General features: G+C 61.8%; 35 protein-coding genes and 1 pseudogene. 28 read left to right on the top strand and 8 right to left on the bottom strand.

Annotated elements, in window-relative coordinates; genetic code table 11:
• The 13 genes and pseudogenes from FYM52_RS16995 to FYM52_RS16935 form a co-directional block, all read left to right on the top strand.
• Window positions 1-97: pseudogene (locus tag FYM52_RS16995) on the top strand (elongation factor Tu); the annotation flags it as partial.
• Between the two features lie 25 nt (window positions 98-122).
• Window positions 123-434: a 30S ribosomal protein S10 gene (gene rpsJ / locus FYM52_RS16990; protein ID WP_005796953.1), complete on the top strand. Its 312-nt coding sequence runs from the start codon at window positions 123-125 to the stop codon at window positions 432-434.
• A 206-nt stretch (window positions 435-640) separates the two neighbouring features.
• Window positions 641-1,315 carry a 50S ribosomal protein L3 gene (gene rplC, locus FYM52_RS16985; RefSeq protein WP_043387293.1) on the top strand — a complete coding sequence of 225 codons (675 nt, stop codon included), beginning with the start codon at window positions 641-643 and terminating at the stop codon, window positions 1,313-1,315.
• Window positions 1,315-1,938 (top strand): 50S ribosomal protein L4, encoded by a 624-nt coding sequence (gene rplD / locus FYM52_RS16980; RefSeq protein ID WP_042418936.1) that lies wholly within the window; start codon window positions 1,315-1,317, stop codon window positions 1,936-1,938. The genes rplC and rplD overlap by 1 nt, the downstream gene beginning before the upstream one ends.
• Window positions 1,935-2,249, top strand: coding sequence for a 50S ribosomal protein L23 (gene rplW, locus FYM52_RS16975; RefSeq protein ID WP_042418934.1), 315 nt, complete (start codon window positions 1,935-1,937; stop codon window positions 2,247-2,249). Before rplD ends, rplW begins: the two co-directional genes overlap by 4 nt.
• Window positions 2,250-2,251: 2 nt before the next feature.
• Window positions 2,252-3,076, top strand: a complete 825-nt coding sequence (gene rplB / locus FYM52_RS16970; RefSeq protein WP_042418931.1) for a 50S ribosomal protein L2 — start codon at window positions 2,252-2,254, stop codon at window positions 3,074-3,076.
• A 10-nt stretch (window positions 3,077-3,086) separates the two neighbouring features.
• Window positions 3,087-3,362 carry a 30S ribosomal protein S19 gene (gene rpsS, locus FYM52_RS16965; RefSeq protein WP_042418928.1) on the top strand — a complete coding sequence of 92 codons (276 nt, stop codon included), beginning with the start codon at window positions 3,087-3,089 and terminating at the stop codon, window positions 3,360-3,362.
• A 9-nt stretch (window positions 3,363-3,371) separates the two neighbouring features.
• Window positions 3,372-3,704: a 50S ribosomal protein L22 gene (rplV, locus tag FYM52_RS16960; protein ID WP_042418925.1), complete on the top strand. Its 333-nt coding sequence runs from the start codon at window positions 3,372-3,374 to the stop codon at window positions 3,702-3,704.
• Between the two features lie 16 nt (window positions 3,705-3,720).
• Window positions 3,721-4,581, top strand: a complete 861-nt coding sequence (gene rpsC / locus FYM52_RS16955; RefSeq protein WP_042418923.1) for a 30S ribosomal protein S3 — start codon at window positions 3,721-3,723, stop codon at window positions 4,579-4,581.
• Between the two features lie 2 nt (window positions 4,582-4,583).
• Window positions 4,584-5,000: a 50S ribosomal protein L16 gene (rplP, locus tag FYM52_RS16950; protein ID WP_042418921.1), complete on the top strand. Its 417-nt coding sequence runs from the start codon at window positions 4,584-4,586 to the stop codon at window positions 4,998-5,000.
• An 11-nt stretch (window positions 5,001-5,011) separates the two neighbouring features.
• On the top strand, window positions 5,012-5,209 hold the full coding sequence (rpmC, locus tag FYM52_RS16945; protein ID WP_042418918.1) for a 50S ribosomal protein L29: 198 nt from the start codon (window positions 5,012-5,014) through the stop codon (window positions 5,207-5,209).
• Window positions 5,210-5,218: 9 nt separating this feature from the next.
• Window positions 5,219-5,488: a 30S ribosomal protein S17 gene (gene rpsQ / locus FYM52_RS16940; RefSeq protein ID WP_042418916.1), complete on the top strand. Its 270-nt coding sequence runs from the start codon at window positions 5,219-5,221 to the stop codon at window positions 5,486-5,488.
• Between the two features lie 131 nt (window positions 5,489-5,619).
• The gene (locus tag FYM52_RS16935) at window positions 5,620-6,126 is read left to right on the top strand and encodes a peroxiredoxin (protein ID WP_043387297.1); all 507 of its coding nucleotides are present in this window, start codon (window positions 5,620-5,622) and stop codon (window positions 6,124-6,126) included.
• Between the two features lie 85 nt (window positions 6,127-6,211).
• On the opposite strand, the gene FYM52_RS16930 is transcribed toward FYM52_RS16935, so the two are convergent.
• From FYM52_RS16930 to FYM52_RS16920, 3 genes are all read right to left on the bottom strand, one after another.
• Window positions 6,212-6,784, bottom strand: a complete 573-nt coding sequence (locus FYM52_RS16930) for a hypothetical protein (protein WP_154164934.1) — start codon at window positions 6,782-6,784, stop codon at window positions 6,212-6,214.
• A gap of 405 nt (window positions 6,785-7,189) precedes the next feature.
• Entirely contained in the window at window positions 7,190-7,681 is a 492-nt protein-coding gene (locus tag FYM52_RS16925; protein WP_162524762.1) for a GNAT family N-acetyltransferase, read from the bottom strand.
• Between the two features lie 72 nt (window positions 7,682-7,753).
• Window positions 7,754-8,437, bottom strand: a complete 684-nt coding sequence (locus tag FYM52_RS16920; RefSeq protein WP_154164933.1) for a cytochrome b/b6 domain-containing protein — start codon at window positions 8,435-8,437, stop codon at window positions 7,754-7,756.
• 141 nt (window positions 8,438-8,578) lie between these two features.
• Between FYM52_RS16920 and FYM52_RS16915 the strand changes: the two genes are divergently transcribed.
• On the top strand, window positions 8,579-9,040 hold the full coding sequence (locus FYM52_RS16915; RefSeq protein ID WP_154164932.1) for a cytochrome c: 462 nt from the start codon (window positions 8,579-8,581) through the stop codon (window positions 9,038-9,040).
• Between the two features lie 131 nt (window positions 9,041-9,171).
• Here FYM52_RS16915 and FYM52_RS16910 read toward each other — a convergent pair whose 3' ends face one another.
• Window positions 9,172-9,675, bottom strand: coding sequence for a TlpA disulfide reductase family protein (locus tag FYM52_RS16910; RefSeq protein ID WP_043387303.1), 504 nt, complete (start codon window positions 9,673-9,675; stop codon window positions 9,172-9,174).
• A 128-nt stretch (window positions 9,676-9,803) separates the two neighbouring features.
• Here FYM52_RS16910 and FYM52_RS16905 point away from each other — a divergent pair, with 128 nt between their 5' ends.
• From FYM52_RS16905 to ptsP, 4 genes are all read left to right on the top strand, one after another.
• On the top strand, window positions 9,804-10,385 hold the full coding sequence (locus tag FYM52_RS16905; protein WP_154164931.1) for a hypothetical protein: 582 nt from the start codon (window positions 9,804-9,806) through the stop codon (window positions 10,383-10,385).
• A gap of 81 nt (window positions 10,386-10,466) precedes the next feature.
• Window positions 10,467-10,928, top strand: coding sequence for a PTS sugar transporter subunit IIA (locus tag FYM52_RS16900; protein ID WP_042418898.1), 462 nt, complete (start codon window positions 10,467-10,469; stop codon window positions 10,926-10,928).
• A complete protein-coding gene (locus FYM52_RS16895) occupies window positions 10,897-11,166 on the top strand; it encodes an HPr family phosphocarrier protein (protein WP_042418895.1) in 270 nt (89 codons plus the stop codon). The genes FYM52_RS16900 and FYM52_RS16895 overlap by 32 nt, the downstream gene beginning before the upstream one ends.
• Window positions 11,167-11,253: 87 nt before the next feature.
• Entirely contained in the window at window positions 11,254-13,020 is a 1,767-nt protein-coding gene (gene ptsP / locus FYM52_RS16890) for a phosphoenolpyruvate--protein phosphotransferase (RefSeq protein WP_154164930.1), read from the top strand.
• A gap of 399 nt (window positions 13,021-13,419) precedes the next feature.
• Here ptsP and lipA read toward each other — a convergent pair whose 3' ends face one another.
• The 3 genes from lipA to FYM52_RS16875 all read right to left on the bottom strand — a co-directional run bounded on the left by lipA (window position 13,420) and on the right by FYM52_RS16875 (window position 15,420).
• On the bottom strand, window positions 13,420-14,400 hold the full coding sequence (lipA, locus tag FYM52_RS16885) for a lipoyl synthase (RefSeq protein ID WP_154164929.1): 981 nt from the start codon (window positions 14,398-14,400) through the stop codon (window positions 13,420-13,422).
• 10 nt (window positions 14,401-14,410) lie between these two features.
• Window positions 14,411-15,052 carry a lipoyl(octanoyl) transferase LipB gene (lipB, locus tag FYM52_RS16880; protein ID WP_238826252.1) on the bottom strand — a complete coding sequence of 214 codons (642 nt, stop codon included), beginning with the start codon at window positions 15,050-15,052 and terminating at the stop codon, window positions 14,411-14,413.
• Between the two features lie 71 nt (window positions 15,053-15,123).
• Window positions 15,124-15,420, bottom strand: coding sequence for a YbeD family protein (locus FYM52_RS16875; RefSeq protein WP_154164927.1), 297 nt, complete (start codon window positions 15,418-15,420; stop codon window positions 15,124-15,126).
• A gap of 281 nt (window positions 15,421-15,701) precedes the next feature.
• On the opposite strand from FYM52_RS16875, the gene FYM52_RS16870 reads away from it, so the two are divergent.
• The 10 genes from FYM52_RS16870 to FYM52_RS16825 all read left to right on the top strand — a co-directional run bounded on the left by FYM52_RS16870 (window position 15,702) and on the right by FYM52_RS16825 (window position 23,657).
• Window positions 15,702-16,178, top strand: coding sequence for an ATP synthase subunit I (locus tag FYM52_RS16870; RefSeq protein WP_154164926.1), 477 nt, complete (start codon window positions 15,702-15,704; stop codon window positions 16,176-16,178).
• A 21-nt stretch (window positions 16,179-16,199) separates the two neighbouring features.
• Window positions 16,200-17,063 carry a F0F1 ATP synthase subunit A gene (atpB, locus tag FYM52_RS16865; protein WP_043387312.1) on the top strand — a complete coding sequence of 288 codons (864 nt, stop codon included), beginning with the start codon at window positions 16,200-16,202 and terminating at the stop codon, window positions 17,061-17,063.
• Between the two features lie 46 nt (window positions 17,064-17,109).
• The gene (atpE, locus tag FYM52_RS16860; protein WP_011803767.1) at window positions 17,110-17,358 is read left to right on the top strand and encodes a F0F1 ATP synthase subunit C; all 249 of its coding nucleotides are present in this window, start codon (window positions 17,110-17,112) and stop codon (window positions 17,356-17,358) included.
• 35 nt (window positions 17,359-17,393) lie between these two features.
• Window positions 17,394-17,864 carry a F0F1 ATP synthase subunit B gene (locus FYM52_RS16855; protein WP_042418867.1) on the top strand — a complete coding sequence of 157 codons (471 nt, stop codon included), beginning with the start codon at window positions 17,394-17,396 and terminating at the stop codon, window positions 17,862-17,864.
• Between the two features lie 10 nt (window positions 17,865-17,874).
• Window positions 17,875-18,414, top strand: a complete 540-nt coding sequence (locus FYM52_RS16850; protein WP_042418863.1) for a F0F1 ATP synthase subunit delta — start codon at window positions 17,875-17,877, stop codon at window positions 18,412-18,414.
• Window positions 18,415-18,457: 43 nt separating this feature from the next.
• On the top strand, window positions 18,458-20,017 hold the full coding sequence (atpA, locus tag FYM52_RS16845; RefSeq protein WP_042418860.1) for a F0F1 ATP synthase subunit alpha: 1,560 nt from the start codon (window positions 18,458-18,460) through the stop codon (window positions 20,015-20,017).
• A gap of 18 nt (window positions 20,018-20,035) precedes the next feature.
• Window positions 20,036-20,905, top strand: coding sequence for a F0F1 ATP synthase subunit gamma (atpG, locus tag FYM52_RS16840; RefSeq protein WP_042418857.1), 870 nt, complete (start codon window positions 20,036-20,038; stop codon window positions 20,903-20,905).
• A gap of 34 nt (window positions 20,906-20,939) precedes the next feature.
• A complete protein-coding gene (atpD, locus tag FYM52_RS16835) occupies window positions 20,940-22,349 on the top strand; it encodes a F0F1 ATP synthase subunit beta (RefSeq protein WP_042418852.1) in 1,410 nt (469 codons plus the stop codon).
• A 76-nt stretch (window positions 22,350-22,425) separates the two neighbouring features.
• Window positions 22,426-22,842 (top strand): F0F1 ATP synthase subunit epsilon, encoded by a 417-nt coding sequence (locus FYM52_RS16830; protein WP_043387319.1) that lies wholly within the window; start codon window positions 22,426-22,428, stop codon window positions 22,840-22,842.
• 161 nt (window positions 22,843-23,003) lie between these two features.
• A complete protein-coding gene (locus FYM52_RS16825) occupies window positions 23,004-23,657 on the top strand; it encodes a cold shock and DUF1294 domain-containing protein (RefSeq protein WP_238826251.1) in 654 nt (217 codons plus the stop codon).
• Between the two features lie 36 nt (window positions 23,658-23,693).
• On the opposite strand, the gene FYM52_RS16820 is transcribed toward FYM52_RS16825, so the two are convergent.
• On the bottom strand, window positions 23,694-24,236 hold the full coding sequence (locus tag FYM52_RS16820; protein WP_043387320.1) for a TPM domain-containing protein: 543 nt from the start codon (window positions 24,234-24,236) through the stop codon (window positions 23,694-23,696).
• Between the last annotated feature and the right edge of the window lie 79 nt (window positions 24,237-24,315).

Genomic DNA, 24,315 nt, shown 5'->3' with positions numbered 1-24,315 from the left:
GATCGCTCCTATCGCTATGGAAGAAGGTCTGCGCTTCGCTATCCGTGAAGGTGGCCGTACCGTGGGCGCCGGCGTGGTTGCTAAGGTTCTCGCTTAATTCTTAGAAAAAACTAGGAATTAACATGTCCAAGCAAAAAATCCGCATCCGCCTGAAGGCTTTCGATTACAAGTTGATCGACCAGTCTGCAGCTGAAATCGTTGATACCGCGAAGCGCACTGGCGCGATCGTCAAGGGTCCCGTGCCTCTGCCTACCCGCATGAAGCGCTTCGACATCCTGCGTTCGCCCCACGTGAACAAGACTTCGCGTGACCAGCTGGAAATCCGCACGCACCAACGTCTGATGGACATTGTCGATCCTACCGACAAGACCGTGGACGCTTTGATGAAGCTGGACCTGCCTGCTGGCGTGGACGTCGAAATCAAACTGCAATAAGAACTCGCACGGGCACCGTTCGCGGTGCCTTGTAAGGTCTTCTTTTAACGCGAACTTGCTTGAAAAAGCAGTTCGCGTTAAAATTTGGGGCTTCGCTTTTCTGGCGAAGTTTTATTAACCTTCTTTCGTGCGCTTTGCCGGGCTTCTGGTTGGGTGCAACGCTGGGCCAATTGCAGTTACAGCGGCGAAAGTTTTGGAGCAAACAAATGAGTCTGAGCAACTCCCTGGGGTTGCTGGGCCGCAAGGTGGGCATGATGCGTCTGTTCACTGATGATGGGGACGCAGTGCCCGTCACAGTGGTGGATGTGTCCAACAACCGCGTGACCCAGGTTAAAACCCAAGAGAACGATGGCTATGTGGCTTTGCAAGTCACATTCGGTACACGCAAGGCATCTCGCGTGACCAAGCCTCAAGCCGGTCACCTCGCCAAGGCAGGTGTTGAAGCCGGTGAAGTCACCAAAGAATTCCAAGTGACCGAAGAGATCGCTGCCAAGTACGCAGCAGGCACAGCCCTGCCCGTGGCCGATCTGTTCAGCGTTGGCCAGAAAGTGGACGTGCAAGGCACTTCCATCGGTAAGGGCTTCCAGGGCACGATCAAGCGTCACAACTTTGGTGCGCAGCGCAACTCGCACGGTAACAGCCGTTCGCACCGTGTGCCCGGTTCTATCGGTATGGCACAAGACCCCGGTCGCGTGTTCCCCGGTAAGCGCATGACTGGTCACATGGGTGATGTGACCGTGACAACCCAAAACCTGGACGTGGTTCGTATCGACGAAGCACGCCAACTGCTGTTGATCAAGGGTGCAATCCCTGGCGCGAAGGGTGGCTTCGTGTCGGTGCGTCCTGCCATCAAGGCTAAAGCTTCCAAAGGAGCGAACTAATGCAGCTCGAACTCCTGAATGAACAAGGTCAAGCCGCGTCCAAGTTCGACGCGCCTGAGACTGTGTTCGGCCGTGCGTACAACGAAGACCTGATCCACCAGATCGTGACTGCTTACCGTGCCAACGCACGCCAGGGCACGCGCGCTCAGAAGGATCGCGAACAAGTTCGCCACACCACCGCCAAGCCTTTCAAGCAAAAGGGTACAGGCCGTGCACGTGCTGGTATGTCCTCTTCGCCTCTGTGGCGTGGGGGCGGCCGCGTCTTCCCGAACCTGCCTGAAGAAAACTTCTCGCAGAAGATCAACAAGAAGATGTACCGCGCCGGTATGGCTTCCATCCTGTCCCAGCTGGCCCGCGAAGGCCGTCTGGCGGTGGTGGAGTCCCTGACCGTTGACACTCCCAAGACCAAGGTTCTTGCTGACAAGTTCAAGTCCATGAATTTGCAGTCGTCGGTGATGGTGATCGCCGAAGAGATCGACGAGAACCTGTACCTGGCTTCGCGCAACCTGAAGAACGTGTTCGTGGTGGAACCCCGCTACGCAGACCCCGTTTCTCTGGTGCATTACAAGAAAGTGCTCATCACCAAGGGCGCAATCGACAAACTCAAGGAGATGTTCGCATGAGCACGCTCAAGTTTGACGAAGGTCGTCTGATGCAAGTGTTGGTCGCTCCCATCGTGTCCGAAAAGGCCACCATGGCTGCCGAAAAGTCCAACGCTGTGACTTTTAAGGTGCTGCAAAACGCCACCAAGCACGAAATCAAGGCTGCAGTGGAACTGCTGTTCAAGGTTGAAGTGGCTGGCGTTTCTGTGGTGAACACCAAGGGCAAGACCAAGCGCTTTGGCAAGACCATTGGCCGCCGCGACAACGTGCGCAAGGCTTATGTGCGTCTGAAGCCCGGTCAAGAGCTGAACCTGTCTGGGGAGGCTGCTTAATCATGGCTGTTATCAAACTCAAACCAACTTCGCCTGGCCGTCGTGGCGCGGTGAAGGTGACGCGTGACCACCTGTTCAAGGGCCCTGGCTATGCCCCACTGCTGGAATCGCAGTCGGAGAAGGCTGGCCGTAACAACAACGGTCACATCACAACCCGTCACAAGGGCGGTGGTCACAAGCACCACTACCGTGTGGTGGACTTCCGTCGCAACAAGGATGCCATCCCCGCCAAGGTGGAACGCATTGAGTACGACCCCAACCGTACGGCCCACATCGCTCTGGTGTGCTATGCCGACGGCGAGCGTCGCTACATCATCGCTCCCCGCAATCTGGCTGTGGGCGCGACCATCGTGAGCGGCTCCGAAGCTCCGATTCGCGTGGGCAACACCCTGCCTATCCGCAACATCCCCGTGGGTTCGACCATCCACTGTATCGAGCTGCAACCCGGCGGCGGCGCGCAAATCGCCCGTTCCGCAGGTGCTTCCGCTACGCTGCTGGCTCGCGAAGGCGTCTACGCTCAAGTGCGTATGCGTTCCGGCGAAGTGCGCAAGATTCACATCGAGTGCCGCGCCACCATCGGTGAAGTTGCCAACGAAGAGCATAGCCTGCGCCAGTACGGTAAGGCCGGTGTGAAGCGTTGGATGGGTATCCGTCCTACCGTCCGTGGTACTGCCATGAACCCGATCGACCACCCGCACGGTGGTGGTGAAGGTAAGACCGGTGAAGGCCGTCACGCTGTTGACCCATGGGGCAACCTGACGAAGGGCTACCGTACCCGTAACAACAAGCGCACACAAAGCATGATTGTGTCGCGTCGTAAGAAGTAAGGGGTAGCAAATGACTCGTTCTCTCAAAAAGGGTCCGTTTGTTGACCATCACTTGGTTGCCAAGGTTGAAAAGGCCGTCGCTACCAAGGACAAGAAGCCCGTCAAGACCTGGTCGCGTCGCTCCATGGTTCTGCCCGAGTTCATCGGTCTGACCATCGCCGTGCACAACGGCAAGCAGCACGTGCCTGTCTACATCACCGACCAAATGGTGGGTCACAAGTTGGGCGAATTCGCACTGACTCGTACCTTCAAGGGTCACCCCGCCGACAAGAAGGCCAAGAAGTAAGGAACGACCATGTCTGAAACACGTGCAGTCCTCCGTGGCGTCCGCTTGTCGGTTGACAAGGGTCGCCTGGTCGCGGATCTGATCCGCGGCAAGAAGGTGGATCAAGCTCTGAACATTCTGACCTTCACGCAGAAAAAAGCTGCTGTGATCGTGAAGAAGGTTCTGGAATCCGCTATCGCCAACGCCGAGCACAACGACGGCGCCGACATCGACGAATTGAAGGTCAAGACCATCTACGTCGAGCAAGGCACGACGCTCAAGCGTTTCACCGCTCGCGCTAAGGGCCGTGGCAATCGCATCAGCAAGCCTACCTGCCACATCTACGTGACAGTCGGTAACTGAGGCCTAAAGGAAGAATATGGGACAGAAAATCCATCCTACCGGCTTCCGCCTTGCTGTGAGCCGTAACTGGGCTAGCCGTTGGTACGCTAGCAACCGTGACTTCGCCGGCATGCTGGCCGAAGACATCAAGGTTCGCGAGTACCTGAAGGCTAAGTTGAAGAACGCTGCTGTGGCACGCGTGCTGATCGAGCGTCCTGCTAAGAACGCCCGTATCACCATCTTCTCGGCCCGTCCTGGTGTTGTGATCGGCAAGAAGGGCGAAGACATCGAGAACCTGAAGAAGGAACTCGCCACTCGCCTGGGCGTGCCCGTTGCTGTGAACATCGAAGAAGTGCGCAAGCCTGAAATCGATGCCAAGCTGATCGCTGACTCGATCACCCAGCAACTGGAAAAGCGCATCATGTTCCGTCGTGCCATGAAGCGTGCGATGCAGAACGCCATGCGTCTGGGTGCCCAGGGCATCAAGATCATGTCTTCCGGTCGTCTGAACGGTATCGAAATCGCCCGTACCGAGTGGTATCGCGAAGGCCGCGTGCCTCTGCACACTCTGCGTGCTGACATCGACTACGGCTTCTCCGAAGCCAAGACGACTTACGGCATCATCGGCGTGAAGGTCTGGGTCTACAAGGGTGATACCTTGGGCCGCAACGACCTGCCCGCCGTCGAGACTCCCCGTCCTGATGACGAGCGTCGTCCACGCGGCCCCCGCCGCGATGGTCGCCGTGACGGCGCAGGCCGTGGTGCCCGCCGCCCCACAGGCGGTAACGCAGCTCCTGTAGACGGCAGCGACAAGCCTGCTGGTGCCGGCGCTGACTCCGTTAAGCGCGTTCGCAAGACTGACGCGCCCGCTACAGCAGCGGACGGTAAAGGAGAATAAACATGCTGCAACCTGCACGCCGCAAGTTCCGCAAGGAACACAAAGGCCGCAACACCGGTATCGCTACCCGTGGCAACGCTGTTGCTTTCGGCGATTTCGGTCTGAAGTCTACCGACCGTGGCCGTCTGACTGCACGTCAGATCGAAGCCGCACGTCGTGCGATTTCGCGTCACGTCAAGCGTGGCGGCCGTATCTGGATTCGTGTGTTCCCCGACAAACCCATCTCCACTAAGCCTGCTGAAGTGCGTATGGGTAACGGTAAGGGCAACCCCGAGTACTACGTGGCCGAAATCCAGCCCGGCAAGATCATCTACGAAATCGTGGGTGTTCCTGAAGAGCTGGCACGTCAAGCGTTCCGCCTGGCCGCTGCAAAGCTGCCTCTGCGTACGACCTTCGTGTCCCGTCACATTGGTGAATAAGGAGAATCAACATGACTAAAACTGCTGAACTCCGCCAAAAAGACGTGGCCGCCCTGGAAGCTGAAGTGAAGTCCCTGCAAAAGGCCCACTTCGGTCTGCGTATGCAAAAGGCCACGCAACAACTTGGCAACACATCGACTCTGAAGGCCACACGCCGTGAGATCGCCCGTGCCAAGACCATTCTTGCTGAAAAGCAAGCCGCCAAGTAAGGAGCCGACATGACGGAAGCTAAAACATCCCTCAAGCGCACCTTGATTGGCAAGGTGGTGAGCGACAAGCGCGCTAAGACAGTGACCGTGTTGGTGGAGCGTCGCGTGATGCACCCCATCTACGGCAAGATTGTGGTGAAGTCCTCGAAGTACCACGCTCACGACGAGCAAGGTGAATTCAAGATGGGTGACACCATCGAAATCACCGAGAGCCGTCCGCTGTCGAAGACCAAGAACTGGGTGGCGACCCGCTTGGTGCAAAAGGCTGCTCTGGTTTAAGCGTTCAACCGCTTTGACTGCATAGTCTTGAAAAGCGACCCACAATGTGGGTCGCTTTTTTATTTGTCGCCTTGCCCGGCGCTGTGCGCACGGGAACAAGCCAAGGCGATGCACATCCTGGAGGACACACAATGATCAAGGTTGGAGACGCGCTGCCCGCAGTGAAGCTGATGGAGTACGTGGAAGTGGAAGGCAATGGCTGCAGCATCGGCCCTAACCCTGTGGAGCTGCCCCAGGCCGCCGTAGGCAAGACGATTGCCCTGTTCGCCGTGCCCGGCGCCTTTACCCCGACCTGCTCTGCCAAGCACCTGCCTGGTTACATCGAGCAGGCCGAGGCTTTTAAGGCGGCAGGCGTGGACGAAATCTGGTGTGTGTCTGTGAACGATGCGTTTGTGATGGGCGCCTGGGGGCGCGAGCAGAACGCCACCGGCAAGGTGCGCATGATCGCCGACGGCGACGCCGCATTTGCCAAGGCCACGGGCCTGACCCTGGATCTGAACGGCAAGGGCCTGGGTCTGCGCAGCAACCGCTACTCGATGCTGCTCAAAGACGGCAAGGTGGTGAGCCTGAACGTCGAAGGCCCCGGCAAGTTTGAAGTGTCGGACGCCGCCACGCTGTTGGCCCAAGCCAAGGCCTAAGCCGCCGAGGATTGCAAAAAAGCGCTGCTTCTGCAGCGCTTTTTTTATGGTGCTTGGCGCCAGCTGCGGCACTCGCCGGTTGCGGCTAGGGCGGGGTGGTGGCTGGTGGAAGCTGTGACGAGGGGGCTCCTTTGTCCACCAACGGCACCACACTCCAGCGCCCGGACTGGAAGACATCGGGCACGCCCCGGCTGCTGGCTTCGCTGGCCACGGTCTGGCGCCAGCCCTCCAGCAGGTGCGTGCGTCCTGCTGTGTCGCGCATCAGCAGGGCGGTTTTCATGAAGTGCATCAGGCGGACCACCACCGAGGCCGGCCGTGCGTCGGGGCGCATCCAGCGGTAGGAGGCTGATGCCTCGGCGCCAAAGTAGGTGGCAAAACGCTTGAGTTCAACGTCCGTGGCCTCGTTCATCAGGCTGAAAACTTCCGAAGCCGTCGGGACTTTAGGTACGACGGCCAGTTCCGGGTGCTGCGCCAGAAAGCGCACCAGCAGGGCCAGGGCCGGGTCTTTGACCGGCGCGTCCGGGGCCTGGCGCACGATCTGCATCCAGCGGGTGATGGACATCCCGAGCACCCAGATGATGTCCTGGGTCGCCAGCCCGAAGCCCTGGCGCACGGTCTCGAGGTCTCGGCCCAGCACGGGGCGGTCGGTGGGAATCATGGGCAAGTGGTCGGTTCGGTGTCGCAACGCCGTGCCCGTGCGGGAGTGGACAAGGACGCTGCTGCCGCATTATTCACGGACTGCGTCCCCGCATCCAGCGCGGATGCCGTGTGTCGGTCAAACACACATCATGCTGCTTTCAGCGGTGTGATGTGGCGGCAGAAGGTGTTGATGGCGATGTCAGGCAGACATGCGGCCATGTTGCCACGTCCCGAGGATTGCACAAGCGCGGGTGGAGCCCACGCGGTTGCCGGGAATGTGTGGGATCTGTGGTGAATGCGGCGTAACACCACGCCACGCGATCAAGCCTTCCTGTGGCGTGATGCAGTGCCTTGCTTGGCTGCGTGTGTCCCTGCAGTGCCATACCTTTCACTGTGCAGGCGTCTGGACCGGTGCGGCGGTCGTTCAGAAGATGTCGACCTTCAGGTAGTGCGCCCCGGCAATCGGGTTGTGGTAGTAGGGTTCGATCGCTGTGAACCCCAGGTCGGTGTAGAGGTTGCGCGCCGCCTCCATGTCGTCCAGGGTGTCCAGCAGCACGCAGGCATAGCCCGCCTGGCGCGCTGCATCAAGGGCGCTTTCGGCCAGTTGGCGCCCCAGGCCGAAGCCCCGGAAGGCCTTGCGCACGTACAGGCGCTTCATCTCGGCCGCATTCGGGTAGTCGGCGGTGTCCAGGGGTCGCAGGGCGCAGCACCCGGCCAGGGCATCGCCCACATGGGCCAGCAGCAAGCTGCCGCGTGGCGCGGCATAGTCGCCGGGCAGGGTGGCCAACTCGTGGGCAAAATTTTGAAAGGCCAGGTCCAGGGCCAGGCTGTCGGCGTATTCGCTGAACAGCAAGGCGGCGCTGGCCATGTCTTGGGGCGTCGCGGCAAGGGCGACGGCCACGCTGGGGTGGTCCACGTTCAAAACTGGGTGTTCAAGGGCAAAACAAGAGCCCAGTGTAGCGGCATGCCGCAGCCAGGGATACCGTGGTTAGAACGCCGCCCGGGTCCAGACCCAGTAGGCCATCACGGCGCAGGCCGCAGCGAACAGCAGGGCGGAGGCCCAATTGGCCAGGCCGTCGCGGCTGGCGGGCAGGTCGGCGGGCAGGCCGACCTTGTCGCCGTGCAGCATGGCGGGCACCAGCTTGTCGCGCCGCACGACACTGTAGAACACGATGGCGGCCAGGTGCAGGCCGATCACCGTCCACAGCAGCCACTGGCCCCAGCCTTTGTGCCAGCTGGTGGCCCAGGCGATGGTGTCGGACGAGACAAAGTGCACCAGGGGGCCGGCGAAGGCGATTTCGTCATCGCTGACCAGTCCGGTGCCGACTTGCAGGCCCAGGATGCCCAGCATGGCCAGCACCGACAGGGCGCCCAGAGGGTTGTGGCCGGCCTTGTCGGCGGGGCGGCCCTGGCCACGCAGGTGGCGCAGCAGCCGCACGGGACCGGGGATGAAGGTGGCGAAGCGCGACCAGTGGCCACCGACCAGGCCCCAGACCACGCGGAACAGCAGCAGTGCCAGGACCACGTGCCCCAGGCGCAGGTGCCATTCCATGGCGTTGCCGCCGATGTTGGCGGTGACGATCAGGGCAATCACGCTGGCGGCCAGCGACCAGTGGAACAGGCGCGTGGGCAGGTCCCAGATGCGCAGGCGGGTGGTGGTGGGTGAGCTCATGGGTGGAATGTACGGGGCGGAAGGGGAAAGATGCTGCGGCGCATCAAAAAATGCCGGAGGGTTGGGGAACTGCCGGGGCGCGGCGATACTCCCCTGTTACAACCAGGGTTGTCTGGTTCATACCGAGAAAGGAAGTTCCCCATGAAGTTCAAAACCTTGTCCGTGGCTGCGCTGGCCCTGTCTGCGGCGCTGGCGGGTGCGACGGCAGCGGCCGACACGCTGAAGTTTGGCAAGACCGAAGATGCCGTCAAGTACCGCCAGAATGCCTTGTTCGTGATGAGCCAGCACTTCGGCTCGCTGGGTGCCATGGCCAACGGACGGGCCGAGTTCAACGCCGATCTGGCCAAGCAGAACGGCGCTGTGCTGGAGACGCTGGCCACCTTGCCCTGGCAGGCGTTCGGCGCAGGCACCGAGGGGGGCAAGACCAAGCCCGAAGTCTGGAAGGAAAAGGCCAAGTTCGACGGCCATGCCAAGGATTTCGTGACCGAAGCCGGCAAGCTGGCCGCGGCCGCCAAGACCGGGGATCTGGCACAGCTCAAGGCCGCCTTCGGTCCTGCGGCCCAGACCTGCAAGGCCTGCCACGACGCCTTCCGCAACCGTTGATAGCCCCCCGGTTGTTTGAATAAAAAAGAGCTGCCAGCGCAGGTGTGGGGCGGGTTTCAAGGCTTTTAAGGCCGGAAACCCCACGCCATCCAGCGCTGGCAGCTCTTTTTTTGAGATGGGACTGGCGCGCCTCAGGCCTCGGCCAGCAGCTTTTCGATCAGCTGGTGCAGCTCTTCAAAGTTGGGCTGCCCGATGTAGGTCTTCACGATATCGCCGCGCTTGTTGACGATGTAGGTGGTGGGGGTCAGCTTCACATCGCCCCAGGCCTTGGCAATCTGGCCAGTGTTGTCCAGCGCCACCTTGAAGGGCAACTGACGCGACTGGGCGAAGTTCACCACATAGCTGGGCGGGTCGTACTGCATGGCCACGGCCAGGGTGTCATAGCCCTGGTCCTTGTACTTGTTGTAGGTCGCGATGACCTCTGGCATTTCCGCTACGCAGGTCACGCAGCTGGTGGCCCAGAAGTTGACCAGCGTCACCTTGCCGCGCAGCTGCTGCGTGGTGGTGCTGGAGCCGTCGAGCAGCACGAATTGCGAACTGGGCGCGGGCTGCGCGGACTCGCCCCACAGCACATAGCCCCCCAGGCCTGCGAATGCAGCAAGCGCCACGCCTGCCACCAGATGTTTGATTGCCATACGTCGTATTGTGCCAAGTTGCCGGGATGCGGCCCCAGGCAGATCCCCGCAGCACGCCCATGTATGGAGTGGTTTACCCCGAAGAAGTTCACCATCCAGTTCGCCTGGGGTTTGCCGATAATCCAGGCATGAGCAAGATTTCCACCCTGATGCGTTGTGCCCTGGTTGCCGCTGCTGCGCTGGCCTTGGGCGCCTGTGGCAAGCACGAACCGGAGTTGCCCTGGCGCCCCGTCGCGCTGGACGATGCGGGCCTGGAAATGCAGTTCCCGTGCGATCCGCAGTTTGCCCGCACGCCGGTGGACTTCGGCATGTCTCTGGGCCGTGTGCCGGTCAACATGATGGGCTGCGATGCCGTGGATTCCACCTTCGCCCTGTCGCACTGGGTGCTGGACGATGCCAGTCAGGCCGACGATGCCCTGGCATTCTGGGAGGCCGCGGTGTTGACCCGCCTCAAGGCCGTGGACGGCGAGGGTGACAAGAGCGGCGCCCCCTTCGTGCCCGCCGGCGCCATGGACCTGGGGCGTTCCATCCGCGCCACGGTGGAAGGTGTCGGTCCCGCAGGCTGGACCATCACCACCCACGGTGTCTGGTTTGCGCGCAAGGAGGGCGACAAGGCGCGCATCTTCCATGCCGTGGTCTATGCCCCCAAGGCCCACCACAAGATCGCGGGCCAGTTCTTCAACAGCATCGTGCTGCAGGCCCGCCCCTGAGCGGGATCGGCCCGCGTGCTGCGCTCTGCGGCTCACGCGGCACGGCTGGCGCGCCATAATGGCAATCCAGACTAAGGCCTTATGACCACGACTGCCAACCACATCCTCCTGATTGCCCACGCCCCGCTGGCGCACGCCTTGCGCGAATGTGCGCTGCACGTGTTTGCCGACAGCGCCCAGGATGTCAGCGTGCTGGATGTGCCGCCCAACGAATCTCCCGAAGACACGTTGCAGGCGGCGCGCACCCTGCTGGCGCACAGCGGGGCCGAGCGCACCCTGGTGCTGGCGGATGTGTTCGGTGCGACGCCCAGCAATGTGGCCCACCGGCTGGTGGAGGGCAGTGCCGCGCGCTTGCTGGTGGGGGTGAACCTGCCCATGCTGCTGCGCGCCATCTGCTACCGCTACGAACCGTTGGACGAGCAGGCCGCGCGTGCGCTGGCAGGCGGTCAGCAAGGCATGCTGCAAGTGGCGGCCAGCAATGCCCCACGCAACCAGAATTCCCGGAAAGAACATGGTCAAGACAGAGATCACCATCAGCAATAAGCTGGGCTTGCATGCCCGCGCTTCGGCCAAGCTGACCAAGCTGGCCGGCAGCTTCCCCTGCGATGTCTGGATGAGCAAGGGCGAGCGGCGCATCAACGCCAAGAGCATCATGGGCGTCATGATGCTGGCGGCCGGGGTGGGCTCCGTGGTGGAGCTGGAAACCGATGGCCCCCAGGAGCAGGAAGCCCTGGACGCACTCGTGGCACTGATCAACGACAAGTTTGGCGAAGGCCAATAAACACGGGCAACGCAGCAGTTAGGCTGCGTTTTTTGCATGGTGCACCGTCGGTGCCCAGCAAGAGGCATCGTTGAAAAGGATCAAGGCATGACATTTGCCATCCATGGGCTGGCCGTTTCGCGCGGCATTGCGATTGGGCGGGCGGTGGTGGTGGCCGCCAGCCGGGTTGAGGTGCGGCACTACTTCATCGACGCGAACCAGGTCGAGGCGGAGCTGGACCGCGCCCGCAAGGCCCGCGCGGCCGTGGTCGACGAGCTGCAGCGCCTGGTCAGCGACCTGCCTGAGGATGCGCCGGGCGAGCTGGCCGCCCTGCTGGAAGTGCACCTGATGCTGCTGCAGGACGAGGTGCTGGCGGCGGGCGTGCGCCACTGGGTGGCCGAGCGGCTGTACAACGCCGAGTGGGCGCTGATGACGCAGCTGGAGCAGATCTCGCGCCAGTTCGACGAGATGGAGGACCCCTACCTGCGCGAGCGCAAGACCGACCTGGAGCAGGTGGCCGACCGCGTCCTGCGGCAGATGCGTGGCCTGGCCACCAGCCCCGTGGCAGCGCCGCCACCGCCGCCCGCTCCGGCGCAGGACGGCTCGCAGCCCATGCTGGAGGGGCTGGCCGATGCGCCCCTGGTGCTGGTGGCGCAGGACCTGTCGCCTGCCGACATGCTGCAGTTCAAGCGCAGCGTGTTTGCCGGTTTTGTGACGGCCGTCGGTGGCAAGACCAGCCACACCGCGATCGTCGCGCGCAGCATGGACATTCCCGCCGTGGTGGGCGCGCGCGCTGCCAGCCAGCTGATCCGCCAGGATGACTGGGTGGTGATCGACGGCAATGCCGGCGTGGTGCTGGTGGACCCCTCGCCCATCATCCTGGAGGAGTACCGCTTCCGCCAGCGCCAGGACGTGCTGGAGCGCGAGCGTCTGGCGCGCCTGCGCCACACCCCGGCGATCACGCTGGATGGCCAGAAGGTGGAGCTGCTGGCGAACATCGAGCAGCCCGGCGATGCCGGTGCGGCCGTGCATGCCGGGGCCGCCGGCGTGGGGCTGTTCCGCAGCGAATTCCTGTTCATGGGGCGCGAAGGCAAGCTGCCCGGCGAGGAGGAGCAGTTCGAGGCCTACAAGGCCGCCGTGCAGGGCATGCAGGGCCTGCCGGTGACGATCCGCACCATCGATGTGGGGGCGGACAAGCCGCTGGACAAAGTCAGCCGCGACATCTCGCTGAACCCCGCGCTGGGTCTGCGCGCCATCCGCTGGAGCCTGGCCGAGCCCGCGATGTTTCGCACCCAGCTGCGCGCCATCTTGCGCGCTGCGGCGCTGGGCCCGGTGCAACTGCTGTTCCCCATGGTGTCGCACCAGCACGAGGTGCACAGCATCGTGCAGCAGGTTCGGCTGGCCCAGTCCGAGCTGGAGGCGCGGGGCGTGGCCCAGGGGCCGGTGCAGCTGGGCGCGATGATCGAGATTCCGGCCGCCGCCATCATGGTGCGCAGCCTGCTGCAGCATTTTGATTTCGTCTCCATCGGCACCAACGACCTGATCCAGTACACGCTGGCCATCGACCGCGCCGACGAGGCCGTGGCGCATTTGTACGACCCCTTGCATCCGGCCGTGCTGCACCTGGTGGCCCAGGTCATCCAGACGGCCAACGACATGGGCAAGCAGGTCTGTGTGTGCGGCGAGATGGCGGGCGATACCGCCATGACGCGCCTGCTGCTGGGCCTGGGCCTGCGCAGTTTCTCGATGCACCCAGCGCAGATCCTGAGCGTGAAGCAGGAAGTGCTGCGCGCCGACACGCGCAAGCTGCAGCCCTGGGCGCAAACGGTGCTGGCGGCCGAAAGCCCGGCGGCGCTGCTGGAAGTGGCGCAGTAACACCGGCAACCGGGCCACGCGCGTCATTACGTCGCACGGCGTGTTGCGTATTGTTGCAATTTAATTGAGATTAATTCTCATTCAGTGCTATGATGCGTAGCACTGGGTTCTTGGAAGCACGTCTTCTGGTGGGGGATGCCAAGAACCGGCCCTTTCAGGTTTCATCGTGGGGCGACAAACAGGCCTGTCAAGCCTGTGCGTCGTTTTTTGCCAGCCAGCGGACTGCCCGGTTAGCCACGCATCTTTTCGCACGGTGAACATAGATCTTGAAACAGGAGCAGCCAGCGCGCGCTGCTGTTTGTTTTCAAAATGGTTGGATGCTGAAGTCAGCATTTCTGGCGCGCCAAGCGCTATAAAAAAAGCAACCCGCGGGTTGCTTTTTTTGTGCGCGGTGCGGACTCAGACGCCCGCGGCGTGCGCCTGCTGGTCGGCGTGGTAGCTGGAGCGCACCATGGCGCCCACGGCGGCGTGGCTGAAGCCCATCTTGTAGGCCTCGGCCTCGAACATCTTGAAGGTGTCGGGGTGCACGTAGCGGCGCACGGGCAAGTGGCTGTTGGTGGGCGCCAGGTACTGGCCGATGGTCAGCATCTCGATGTCGTGGGCGCGCATGTCGCGCATCACTTCCAGGATTTCCTCGTCCGTCTCGCCCAGGCCCACCATCAGCCCGCTCTTGGTCGGCACATTCGGGTGCAGGGCCTTGAACTTCTTGAGCAGGTTCAGCGAGAACTGGTAGTCCGAACCCGGACGCGCTTCCTTGTACAGGCGCGGGATGGTTTCCAGATTGTGGTTCATCACATCGGGCGGCGCGGCCTTCAGGATTTCCAGTGCGCGGTCATCGCGCCCGCGGAAGTCGGGCACCAGGATTTCGATCTGGGTGGTGGGCGACAGTGCGCGGGTTTGTTGGATGCACTCCACGAAGTGGCCCGAGCCACCGTCGCGCAGGTCGTCGCGGTCCACGCTGGTGATCACCACGTACTTCAGGTGCAGGCGGGCGATGGTCTCGGCCAGCTTGCGCGGTTCGTCCACGTCCAGCGGGTCGGGGCGGCCGTGGCCCACGTCGCAGAACGGGCAACGACGCGTGCACTTGTCGCCCATGATCATGAAGGTGGCCGTGCCCTTGCCAAAGCATTCACCGATGTTGGGGCAGCTGGCTTCCTCGCACACCGTGTGCAGCTTCTGCTCGCGCAGGATGTCCTTGATCTCGTAGAAGCGCGTGGTGGGGCTGCCCGCTTTGACGCGGATCCACTCGGGCTTCTTCAGGACTTCGCCCTGTTCGACCTTGATGGGGATGCGCGACAGCTTGGCGGCCGCCTTCTGCTTGGCCAGCGGGTTGTAGTTCTCGGCGGACTGTGCTTCGCGCACGACTTCGTTGCTGCTCATGATGGTGGTCTCAGGGCGCGAGGCGGGTGATCAGCTGGCTGCCGAACACTTGCGCCACCTCGTTCCAGGTTGTCTGGATGCCGATTGTAGAAAGGTCGACGGTCGCCATGCCTGCGTAGCCGCAAGGGTTGATGCGGTGGTAGGGCTCCAGGTCCATGGCCACGTTCAGTGCCACGCCATGGTAGGTGCAATGGCGGCTGACCTTGATGCCCAGCGCGGCAATCTTGCCCAGCCCGGTGAAGTCCGGCTGGGGCGCAGGGCTGCCGGGCTCGCGCCGCTGCGGGCGCTGTGCCAGCATGGCGTGGCTGAAGGGATCGTCCAGGCGCACATAGATGCCGGGAGCGCCTTCCACACGGTGGCCGGTGACGCCAAAGTGCGCCAGGGTGCGGATCACGGCCTCTTCCAGGCGGTAGACGTATTCCTTGACGAAGTAACCCCGGCGCTGCAAGTCCAGCAACGGATACGCCACCACCTGGCCAGGGCCGTGGTAGGTCACCTGGCCACCGCGGTTGGTGGCCACGACGGGAATGCCGCCGGGCACCAGCACATGCTCGGCCTTGCCGGCCAGGCCTTGGGTGAAGGTGGGTGCGTGCTCACACAGCCACAGTGCGTCGGCCGTGTGCTCGTCGCGGTGTGCGGTGAAATCCTGCATCGCCTGGTTGCAGGCCGCATAGTCCACGCGGCCCAGCAGGCGCGCGTCGATGGCGTGCGGTGCCACTTGGCTCAAAGCACCACCTTGACCAGGGGGTGGCTGGTCAGGGCGCGGTACAGGTCGTCGAGTTGTTCACGGCTGGTGGCGGTCACGGTGATGGTCACGCCCAGGTACTTGCCGCCGCTGCTGGGGCGCTGCTCGATGGTGCTGGCGTCGAAATAGGGGTCGAACTGCAGGGCTACGCGGGTGATGGCGTGCACAAAGTCCTCCGCGTGCAGGCCCATCACCTTGATGGGGAACAGGCTTGGATACTCGATCAGCGAGTCCTTGCGGGGATCGGTGCTAGCGGATGTATCGGACATGGTCATGATGAAAAATGGAGCAAAGGGTTTTGCTTGGTGCGAGAGCCATTGTGCGCTATGGTTGCGCCGCTGGTCGTGGGTGCGGGTTTAGGTGTCTTGCAAGGCAACTTACGTGCTTTTACAACGGTGCAAACCCGATGTCTTGTTGCCGCAGGACGACATAAGCTGCGGGAATTGTCCGTGAAAACCCCCGCAACCTGCTGCAGGTGGCGCTTGCAAAACGGGTTTCTACGTATAATCAGAGGCTTTGTGAAAATTCCGGTTTGAGCGCTGGCGCATCTGACAACATGAAACACCAAGCCCACGAAACGGAATTTGAGGACGAAGAGCCGCAAATCAAGCCCCTGACGCCCGAAGAAGCGCAGGCGTGGCGACAGCGACAGCCCCGGATGTCCATGTGGCGTGTGCTTGCCGCCCAGGTGGTGGTGGGCGCGCTGTGCGCCGTGGTGGCAGCGCTGGTGGCAGGTCGCGAGGCCGGCTGGTCGGCCGCTTATGGCGCACTGGCGATCGTGGTGCCTGCGGCGCTGTTTGCTCGTGGCGTGGCCCGCAACAGCGGGCGCGCAGGGTATGCGTCGGGTGCGATTGCAAGGCTTTTTGCCTGGGAATTTGTCAAGCTGGTGCTGTGCATCGCCATGTTGGCCGCAGCCCCTGTCTTGGTGCCAAACCTGCATTGGCTGGCGTTGCTGGCAGGGATGGTGGTAACGATGAAAACGTATTGGCTGGTTCTGGTGACAGGACGGGCCAGTGTCCGAAAAACCGATTGATATTGAGAGAAGAGTTCACCGATGGCAGCCGACGCGCACGCTCCAACCGCAAGTGAATACATTGTTCACCACTTGCAGCATCTGCAAAATATCAAGCAAAACTCCATCATCGATTTCTCGGTGGTGAATCTCGACTCCGTCGCGGTCAGCCTGATTTGCGGTGTGATCGGCCTTTTCGTGCTCTGGCTGGCGGCCCGCAAAGCCACGGCTGGCGTGCCCGGCCGTTTCCAGGCTGCGGTTGAGATGCTGGTGGAAATGGTCGACACCCAGGCCAAGGCCAACATCCACAATGCTGAATCGCGCAAGTTCATCGCCCCTCTGGCGCTGACCGTGTTCGTCTGGATCTTCCTGATGAATGCCATGGACTTGCTGCCCGTGGACCTGTTGCCCGTGCTGTGGCAGACCGCTCAGGGTGATTCGCACGCTTATCTGCGCGTGGTGCCCACGGCCGACCTGTCGACCACTCTGGGTCTGTCGACGGGCGTACTGCTGCTGTGCTTCTTCTACAGCGTCAAGATCAAGGGTGCTGGCGGCTGGGCTCACGAACTGGTGACCGCGCCCTTCGGTACGTCGAAGAATCCCGTTTTCGCCCTGATCCTGGGCGTGGTTAATCTGCTGATGCAGATCATTGAATATGTTGCCAAGACGGTTTCGCACGGTATGCGACTGTTCGGCAATATGTACGCTGGTGAGTTGGTGTTCTGCCTGATTGCCCTGATGGGCGGCGCGGCTGCCATGTCGCTCTCTGGTGTGTTGCTCCCCGTGGGGCACATCATTGCGGGCTCTATCTGGGCGATCTTCCACATTCTGATCATCACCCTGCAGGCCTTCATTTTCATGATGCTGACGCTGATTTACCTCGGCCAGGCGCATGAAGCCCACTGACCTTTCCCTTTCAACTTCAACTTTCCTTTAATCCCTAGGAGTCATCATGGAAAACATTCTCGGTCTCGTCGCTCTGGCTTGTGGTCTGATCGTTGGTCTGGGCGCTATCGGCGCTTCGATCGGTATCGCACTGATGGGCGGTAAGTTCCTGGAATCCTCGGCCCGTCAGCCTGAGCTGATCAACGAACTGCAAACCAAGATGTTCATCTTGGCTGGTCTGATCGACGCCGCTTTCCTGATCGGTGTTGCTATCGCCCTGCTGTTCGCTTTCGCCAACCCCTTCGTCCTGGCCTAAGCTCCGATCAACGCCCTAGAAAGAAAGGTGTTGCCGTGAGTATTAACGCGACCCTGTTCGTTCAGTGCATCGTCTTCCTGATCTTGGTGCTGTTCACGATGAAGTTCGTGTGGCCCCCGATTGCGAAGGCGTTGGATGAGCGAGCCCAGAAAATCGCCGATGGCCTCGCTGCTGCCGACAAGGCCAAGACCGAGCTCAGCGCTGCCAACAAGCGCGTTGAGCAGGAACTGAGCCAGACGCGCAACGAGACAGCATCGCGGCTTGCGGACGCCGATCGCCGCGCCCAGGCCATCATTGAAGAGGCCAAGGTCCGCGCGACAGAAGAAGGCAACAAGATTGTTGCTGCTGCCCGCGCCGAAGCTGAGCAGCAAGCCGTTGCAGCCCGTGAAGCACTGCGTGAGCAAGTCGCTGCACTGGCCGTGAAGGGTGCCGAGCAGATCCTCCGCAAGGAAGTGAATGCCGGCGTTCACGCTGATCTGCTGAACCGCCTGAAGACAGAGCTGTAAGGAAAGCAAAATGGCAGAACTCGCCACCATTGCCCGCCCTTACGCTGAAGCCTTGTTCAAGGCCAGCTCCGCCAGCGGAGCTGACTTGAACGGCACTGTCGCTTGGGTGGAGGAATTGGCGGCGATTGCCGCTGATCCGCAATTGCGTCAACTGGCCGACAGCCCCAAGGTGACGGTCGAGCAAGTGCTCGGCGTCATCACTGGCGTGGCCCGTTCGGCTTTGCCCGATGCCGCTCGCAATTTCCTGCGCGTCATCATTGAAAACGGTCGCCTGGACGCACTGCCTGAAGTGGCTGTGCAGTTCCGTGCCATCGTGAACCGCCTCAATGGCTCGTCCGACGCTATCGTTTACAGCGCTTTCCCCGTAGAGGATGCCGCTCTGAACGACATCAGCGATGCGCTGCAAAAGCGCTTCGGCCGCAAGCTGAACCTGTCCGTCCAGATCGATGCATCTTTGATCGGCGGCGTTCGCGTGGTGGTGGGCGACGAGGTGTTGGACACCTCCGTCAAGGCTCGTCTGGAACAAATGAAAGCGGCCCTCACTGCGTAAGCGGATTGAGGTCTCGGCTAACCAAAGAAAGAAGGAAAGAGTCATGCAACTCAATCCCGCAGAAATTTCTGAATTGATCAAGAGCCGCATCGAAGGGCTGGAAGCAACTGCCGATATCCGTAACCAAGGCACCGTGGTGTCGGTGACGGACGGTATCGTGCGCGTGCACGGCTTGTCGGACGTGATGCAAGGCGAAATGTTGGAATTCCCCGCTTCCGCCGATGGCCAGCCTTCGTATGGGTTGGCTCTGAATCTGGAGCGTGATTCCGTCGGTGCGGTGATCTTGGGTGAGTACACCCACATCGCCGAAGGTGACACTGTGAAGTGCACCGGTCGTATCTTGGAAGTGCCCGTGGGTCCCGAACTGATCGGCCGCGTGGTGAATGCGCTGGGCCAGCCTATCGACGGCAAGGGTCCCATCAACGCCAAGATGACCGACGTGATCGAAAAGGTTGCGCCTGGTGTGATCGCACGTCAATCCGTGGACCAGCCGCTGCAAACCGGTATCAAGTCCATCGACTCCATGGTGCCCGTGGGCCGTGGTCAGCGCGAGCTGATCATTGGTGACCGCCAGACTGGCAAGACCGCTGTTGCGATCGACGCCATCATCAACCAAAAGGGTCAAGGCGTTACCTGTATCTACGTGGCGATCGGTCAAAAGGCCTCGTCCGTCAAGAACGTGGTGCGCGCGCTGGAGCAAGCTGGCGCGATGGAGTACACCATCGTCGTGGCTGCAACGGCCTCCGAATCTGCTGCGATGCAGTACGTGTCGGCTTACTCCGGCTGCACGATGGGCGAATACTTCCGCGACCGCGGTGAAGATGCCCTGATTGTGTATGACGACCTGTCCAAGCAAGCTGTGGCCTACCGCCAGGTTTCGCTGCTGCTGCGTCGTCCTCCAGGACGTGAAGCTTTCCCCGGCGACGTGTTCTATCTCCACAGCCGTCTGCTGGAGCGTGCCGCTCGCGTGAACGCCGACTACGTCGAAGCCTTCACCAAGGGCGCTGTCAAGGGCAAGACCGGTTCGTTGACTGCGCTGCCCATCATCGAAACACAGGCTGGCGACGTCTCTGCCTTCGTGCCTACGAACGTGATTTCGATTACCGACGGCCAGATCTTCCTGGAAACCAGCCTGTTCAACGCTGGTATCCGTCCTGCGATCAACGCCGGTATCTCGGTGTCCCGCGTGGGTGGTGCTGCCCAGACCAAGCTGGTTAAGGGCCTATCCGGCGGTATCCGTACCGACTTGGCGCAGTACCGTGAACTGGCCGCGTTCGCGCAGTTCGCTTCCGATCTGGATGACGCAACCCGCAAGCAGCTGGATCGTGGTGCCCGCGTGACCGAACTGTTGAAGCAGGCCCAGTACTCGCCGCTGAACACAGCGCTGATGGGCGCGACGCTGTTCGCTGTGAACAAGGGCTACATGGACGACATCGAAGTCAAGCAAGTGCTGCCCTTCGAAGCTGGTCTGCACCAATTCCTGAAGACCAGCCACGGCGCCCTGCTGGACCGCCTGAACGCCAACCGCGCTTTCGACAAGGAAGGCAAGGACGAAGCTGAATTGACCGCTGCCATCGCTGCGTTCAAGAAGTCGTTCGCTTAAACCGGACGAGGAGCCATCATGGCAGCAGGCAAGGAAATACGCGGCAAGATCAAATCGGTGGAAAACACCAAGAAGATCACCAAAGCCATGGAAATGGTGGCTGCATCCAAAATGCGCAAGGCGCAGGAACGGATGCTGGCTGCCCGTCCATACAGCGAAAAAGTCCGCAATATTGCAGCTCATCTTGGCGAAGCACATCCTGAGTATCAGCATCCCTTCATGCAAGTGCATGCTGATGCGAAGAAGGCCGGCATCATTGTGGTGACGACCGACAAGGGCTTGTGCGGCGGCATGAACACCAATGTGTTGCGTGTCGTCACGACCAAGTTGCGTGAACTGCAAGATGCGGGCACTTCGGCGGAGGCCGTGGCGATTGGCAGCAAGGGACTGGCTTTCCTGAGCCGTATTGGTGCCAAGGTGGTCTCTCAAGCCACAGCACTGGGCGATCAGCCCCACCTCGACAAGCTCATCGGGCCTGTCAAGGTGTTGTTGGACCAATACGCTGAAGGCAAGCTGAGCGCGGTGTACCTGAGCTACACCAAGTTCATCAACACCATGAAGCAAGAGTCGGTGGTGGAGCAACTGCTCCCACTGTCGAACGAGCAAATGCAAGCCGAGAAGACGGGTGCATCGTGGGAGTACATCTACGAACCTGATGCCCAGACCGTCATTGACGATCTGCTGGTGCGTTACGTGGAGTCCCTCGTGTACCAGGCAGTGGCGGAAAACATGGCGTCCGAGCAATCGGCGCGCATGGTGGCCATGAAGGCCGCAACCGACAACGCTGGCAACGTCATCAGCGAGTTGAAGCTGGTCTACAACAAGACGCGTCAGGCCGCGATTACGACCGAACTGTCGGAAATCGTCGCAGGCGCTGCCGCTGTGTAAACGGCTTTAACAGACAAACAGATTGGAGCAAAGAATGGCTCAAGTACAAGGCAAGATTGTTCAATGTATCGGCGCCGTGGTGGACGTGGAGTTCCCACGTGACCAGATGCCCAAGGTGTACGACGCGCTGAAGCTGGAAGGCTCGGCCCTGACCCTGGAAGTGCAGCAGCAGCTGGGCGACGGCATCGTCCGTACCATTGCGCTGGGTTCTTCCGACGGTCTGAAGCGTGGCCTGATGGTGACCAACACCGGTTCCGCCATCACCGTGCCCGTGGGCAAGGCGACCCTGGGTCGCATCATGGACGTGCTGGGCAACCCCATCGACGAACGTGGTCCCGTGGACCAGACCCTGACGGCCGCCATCCACCGCAAGGCCCCTGCGTACGACGAACTGTCGCCTTCGCAGGAGCTGCTGGAAACCGGCATCAAGGTGATCGACTTGGTCTGCCCTTTCGCCAAGGGCGGCAAGGTGGGTCTGTTCGGTGGCGCCGGTGTGGGCAAGACCGTGAACATGATGGAACTCATCAACAACATCGCCAAGGCCCACAGCGGTCTGTCGGTGTTCGCTGGTGTGGGTGAACGTACCCGTGAAGGCAACGACTTCTATCACGAAATGTCGGACGCCGGCGTGGTGAACCAGGAGAACCTGGGCGAGTCCAAGGTGGCCATGGTTTACGGCCAGATGAACGAGCCTCCAGGAAACCGTCTGCGCGTGGCGCTGACCGGCCTGACCATGGCCGAGTCGTTCCGTGACGAAGGCAAGGACGTGCTGTTCTTCGTGGACAACATCTACCGTTACACCCTGGCCGGTACCGAAGTGTCCGCGCTGCTGGGCCGTATGCCTTCCGCTGTGGGCTACCAGCCTACGCTGGCCGAAGAAATGGGCCGTCTGCAAGAGCGTATCACCTCGACCAAGGTGGGCTCCATCACTTCGATCCAGGCCGTGTACGTGCCTGCGGACGACTTGACCGACCCTTCGCCTGCGACGACCTTCGCCCACTTGGACTCCACCGTGGTGCTGTCGCGTGACATCGCTTCGCTGGGTATCTACCCTGCCGTGGATCCTCTGGACTCCACCAGCCGCCAACTGGACCCCCAAGTGGTGGGTGAAGAGCACTACAAGGTGGCCCGCGAAGTGCAGGGCACCCTGCAGCGCTACAAGGAACTGCGCGACATCATCGCGATTCTGGGCATGGACGAACTGGCGCCTGAAGACAAGCTGGTCGTGGCCCGTGCTCGTAAGATCCAGCGTTTCCTGTCGCAGCCTTTCCACGTGGCTGAAGTGTTCACCGGCGCCCCTGGCAAGTACGTGCCTCTGGCCGAAACCATCCGTGGTTTCAAGATGATCTGCGCCGGTGAGTGCGACCATCTGCCCGAGCAGGCTTTCTACATGGTCGGTACCATCGACGAAGCCTTCGAAAAGGCCAAGAAGCTGGCTGCTTAAGCTGTCGTGAAACCGGGGCGCCCGCCCCGGTGGCACGTCGCAACAAGCCCAGTCCCACCTTTTCTCAGGAGCAAAGATGAACACCATCCACGTTGATGTGGTCAGTGCCGAGGAATCCCTCTTCTCCGGTCCAGCGCGCTTTGTCGCACTGCCTGGTGAAGCGGGCGAGCTGGGTATCTTGCCCAAGCACACGCCGCTGATCTCCCGCATCAAACCCGGTTCCGTGCGCATCGAATTGCCCAATGGCAGCGAAGAATTCATCTTCGTCGCCGGTGGCATTTTGGAAGTGCAACCCCACTGCGTGACCGTGCTGTCCGACACCGCCATCCGTGGCAAGGATCTGGACGAGCAAAAAGCCACCCAGGCCAAGGCGGCCGCCGAGGAAGCCATGAAGAACGCCAAGAATGACGTCGACATGGCCAAGGCCCAGTCCGAGCTGGCTGTGCTGGCGGCACAGATGGCCGCGCTGCGCAAGTACCGCGGCAAGCGCTGATCGACCGGTCTCTGCAAAAAAAGCCACCGCAAGGTGGCTTTTTTTATGCCTGTTCTCAAAAACAAAGCACTTGGCGCTGGATGTACAAGGCTTTGCATCGATAAATATGCTGAAAGCGTTGCTGATCAAACGTAGACAGCTCTGGTTTTTGAAAGATATTGATGCTGCGCTATCACGGTAGTCTGGTGGAGTGGAACGATGACCGCGGCTTTGGCTTCATCCAGCCGGATCAGGGTGGTGCGCGCGTGTTCGTGCACATCAGCGCCTGGCAGCCGCGGCCCCAAGCCACGTCCCGTCCGCAGCTGGGGTTGCGCCTGGAATTTGCCATGGGCATGGAAGGCGGCAAACCGCGGGCGCAGCAGGTGACATGGCGGCCGGGTGTTCGCCCACGTACTGGCGGTGGCCCGCGCGCGGCGGACAGGATGCCCAGCGGTGCGCGGGCCAGCGGGCACGGCAGTTATGTGGTGATCCTGGCCTTTGCGCTGGTGTGGGTTGGCTCCGCCGTGGTCTGGGGCGTGCCGCGCTGGGTGTTGCCCGGGTACGCGGTGCTCAGCCTGGTCACGTTCTGCGCCTACTGGCAGGACAAGCGGGCGGCCCAGGCGGGGCTCTGGCGCACGCCGGAATCCACCCTGCATGCCCTGGCCTTGCTGGGGGGCTGGCCGGGCGCGATTGTGGCGCAGCAGTGGTTGCGCCACAAAAGCCGCAAAGCCAATTTCCGCGGACGTTTCTGGCTGACTGTGCTGGGCAATGCGGTGGCGTTCGTGGGGCTGCAGTCGCCCGCAGGGCGTGAGTGGCTGGCGCGCTGGGCCCTCTAGCGTGAAAAGTTCTTTCCAGCCGTGCCCGGCCGTGGGCTAGACATCCTTGGTGAAGCGGCCCTGGACCACCGGGGCATCCGGCAGGTTGTCTGCGGCGTCGGGGCGGTCTGCGGGGCTGCGCGGGAAGTGCGCCACCAGCAATTGGGACACCAGTTCCAGCGCCTGCTCCAACCCCTGCGCGTAGGCGGCCTGCTGAAAAGACTGTTGCATGTCGCGCACGATGGCATCCCAGGTGAGCTGCGGCACCGCACGGGTCATGGCGCGATCGGCCACGATCTCGATGGCGTGCTCCGCCAGCAGCAGGTAGATGAGCACGCCATTGTTGTGCTCGGTGTCCCACACGCGCAGCTTGCCAAACAGCCCGACGGCCCGGTCGCGGGCACTGGCGTTGCGCCAGATGTAGCTGTAGGGCAGTCCGCCTTCCACACACAGGCGCAGCTGGCCGGTGTGCAGGCGCTCGCTGGCGGCGACGGCCCGCTCCAGGCGCTGCAGCACGTCGTCGGGGAATGTCTCGCGCACCTGGCCCTCCACCCAGCGGTGGTGCCACAGTCGGTACAGGCGTTGCAGCAGGCGGGCCATGGTGCGTCACCAATTCCCGGAAGCGCCGCCGCCCCCAAAGCTGCCGCCACCGCTGGGTGGAGGGCCAGGTGCGCGAGAC

It is taken from the genome of Comamonas sp. CAH-2 (assembly GCF_009668305.1).
Lineage (GTDB): Bacteria > Pseudomonadota > Gammaproteobacteria > Burkholderiales > Burkholderiaceae_C > Comamonas > Comamonas aquatica.
Note: the sequence above shows the minus strand (reverse complement) of the source record. Positions and strands in the feature narration are given on the sequence as shown.

What these genes read in the sequence shown, in the direction of transcription:
- rpsJ (WP_005796953.1), top strand. Translation starts at nt 123, where the DNA reads ATGTCCAAGCAAAAAATCCGCATCCGCCTGAAGGCTTTCGATTACAAG.
- rplC (WP_043387293.1), top strand. Translation starts at nt 641, where the DNA reads ATGAGTCTGAGCAACTCCCTGGGGTTGCTGGGCCGCAAGGTGGGCATG.
- rplD (WP_042418936.1), top strand. Translation starts at nt 1,315, where the DNA reads ATGCAGCTCGAACTCCTGAATGAACAAGGTCAAGCCGCGTCCAAGTTC.
- rplW (WP_042418934.1), top strand. Translation starts at nt 1,935, where the DNA reads ATGAGCACGCTCAAGTTTGACGAAGGTCGTCTGATGCAAGTGTTGGTC.
- rplB (WP_042418931.1), top strand. Translation starts at nt 2,252, where the DNA reads ATGGCTGTTATCAAACTCAAACCAACTTCGCCTGGCCGTCGTGGCGCG.
- rpsS (WP_042418928.1), top strand. Translation starts at nt 3,087, where the DNA reads ATGACTCGTTCTCTCAAAAAGGGTCCGTTTGTTGACCATCACTTGGTT.
- rplV (WP_042418925.1), top strand. Translation starts at nt 3,372, where the DNA reads ATGTCTGAAACACGTGCAGTCCTCCGTGGCGTCCGCTTGTCGGTTGAC.
- rpsC (WP_042418923.1), top strand. Translation starts at nt 3,721, where the DNA reads ATGGGACAGAAAATCCATCCTACCGGCTTCCGCCTTGCTGTGAGCCGT.
- rplP (WP_042418921.1), top strand. Translation starts at nt 4,584, where the DNA reads ATGCTGCAACCTGCACGCCGCAAGTTCCGCAAGGAACACAAAGGCCGC.
- rpmC (WP_042418918.1), top strand. Translation starts at nt 5,012, where the DNA reads ATGACTAAAACTGCTGAACTCCGCCAAAAAGACGTGGCCGCCCTGGAA.
- rpsQ (WP_042418916.1), top strand. Translation starts at nt 5,219, where the DNA reads ATGACGGAAGCTAAAACATCCCTCAAGCGCACCTTGATTGGCAAGGTG.
- FYM52_RS16935 (WP_043387297.1), top strand. Translation starts at nt 5,620, where the DNA reads ATGATCAAGGTTGGAGACGCGCTGCCCGCAGTGAAGCTGATGGAGTAC.
- FYM52_RS16930 (WP_154164934.1), bottom strand. Translation starts at nt 6,784, where the DNA reads ATGATTCCCACCGACCGCCCCGTGCTGGGCCGAGACCTCGAGACCGTG.
- FYM52_RS16920 (WP_154164933.1), bottom strand. Translation starts at nt 8,437, where the DNA reads ATGAGCTCACCCACCACCACCCGCCTGCGCATCTGGGACCTGCCCACG.
- FYM52_RS16915 (WP_154164932.1), top strand. Translation starts at nt 8,579, where the DNA reads ATGAAGTTCAAAACCTTGTCCGTGGCTGCGCTGGCCCTGTCTGCGGCG.
- FYM52_RS16910 (WP_043387303.1), bottom strand. Translation starts at nt 9,675, where the DNA reads ATGGCAATCAAACATCTGGTGGCAGGCGTGGCGCTTGCTGCATTCGCA.
- FYM52_RS16905 (WP_154164931.1), top strand. Translation starts at nt 9,804, where the DNA reads ATGAGCAAGATTTCCACCCTGATGCGTTGTGCCCTGGTTGCCGCTGCT.
- FYM52_RS16900 (WP_042418898.1), top strand. Translation starts at nt 10,467, where the DNA reads ATGACCACGACTGCCAACCACATCCTCCTGATTGCCCACGCCCCGCTG.
- FYM52_RS16895 (WP_042418895.1), top strand. Translation starts at nt 10,897, where the DNA reads ATGGTCAAGACAGAGATCACCATCAGCAATAAGCTGGGCTTGCATGCC.
- ptsP (WP_154164930.1), top strand. Translation starts at nt 11,254, where the DNA reads ATGACATTTGCCATCCATGGGCTGGCCGTTTCGCGCGGCATTGCGATT.
- lipA (WP_154164929.1), bottom strand. Translation starts at nt 14,400, where the DNA reads ATGAGCAGCAACGAAGTCGTGCGCGAAGCACAGTCCGCCGAGAACTAC.
- lipB (WP_238826252.1), bottom strand. Translation starts at nt 15,052, where the DNA reads ATGCAGGATTTCACCGCACACCGCGACGAGCACACGGCCGACGCACTG.
- FYM52_RS16875 (WP_154164927.1), bottom strand. Translation starts at nt 15,420, where the DNA reads ATGACCATGTCCGATACATCCGCTAGCACCGATCCCCGCAAGGACTCG.
- FYM52_RS16870 (WP_154164926.1), top strand. Translation starts at nt 15,702, where the DNA reads ATGAAACACCAAGCCCACGAAACGGAATTTGAGGACGAAGAGCCGCAA.
- atpB (WP_043387312.1), top strand. Translation starts at nt 16,200, where the DNA reads ATGGCAGCCGACGCGCACGCTCCAACCGCAAGTGAATACATTGTTCAC.
- atpE (WP_011803767.1), top strand. Translation starts at nt 17,110, where the DNA reads ATGGAAAACATTCTCGGTCTCGTCGCTCTGGCTTGTGGTCTGATCGTT.
- FYM52_RS16850 (WP_042418863.1), top strand. Translation starts at nt 17,875, where the DNA reads ATGGCAGAACTCGCCACCATTGCCCGCCCTTACGCTGAAGCCTTGTTC.
- atpA (WP_042418860.1), top strand. Translation starts at nt 18,458, where the DNA reads ATGCAACTCAATCCCGCAGAAATTTCTGAATTGATCAAGAGCCGCATC.
- atpG (WP_042418857.1), top strand. Translation starts at nt 20,036, where the DNA reads ATGGCAGCAGGCAAGGAAATACGCGGCAAGATCAAATCGGTGGAAAAC.
- atpD (WP_042418852.1), top strand. Translation starts at nt 20,940, where the DNA reads ATGGCTCAAGTACAAGGCAAGATTGTTCAATGTATCGGCGCCGTGGTG.
- FYM52_RS16830 (WP_043387319.1), top strand. Translation starts at nt 22,426, where the DNA reads ATGAACACCATCCACGTTGATGTGGTCAGTGCCGAGGAATCCCTCTTC.
- FYM52_RS16825 (WP_238826251.1), top strand. Translation starts at nt 23,004, where the DNA reads ATGCTGCGCTATCACGGTAGTCTGGTGGAGTGGAACGATGACCGCGGC.
- FYM52_RS16820 (WP_043387320.1), bottom strand. Translation starts at nt 24,236, where the DNA reads ATGGCCCGCCTGCTGCAACGCCTGTACCGACTGTGGCACCACCGCTGG.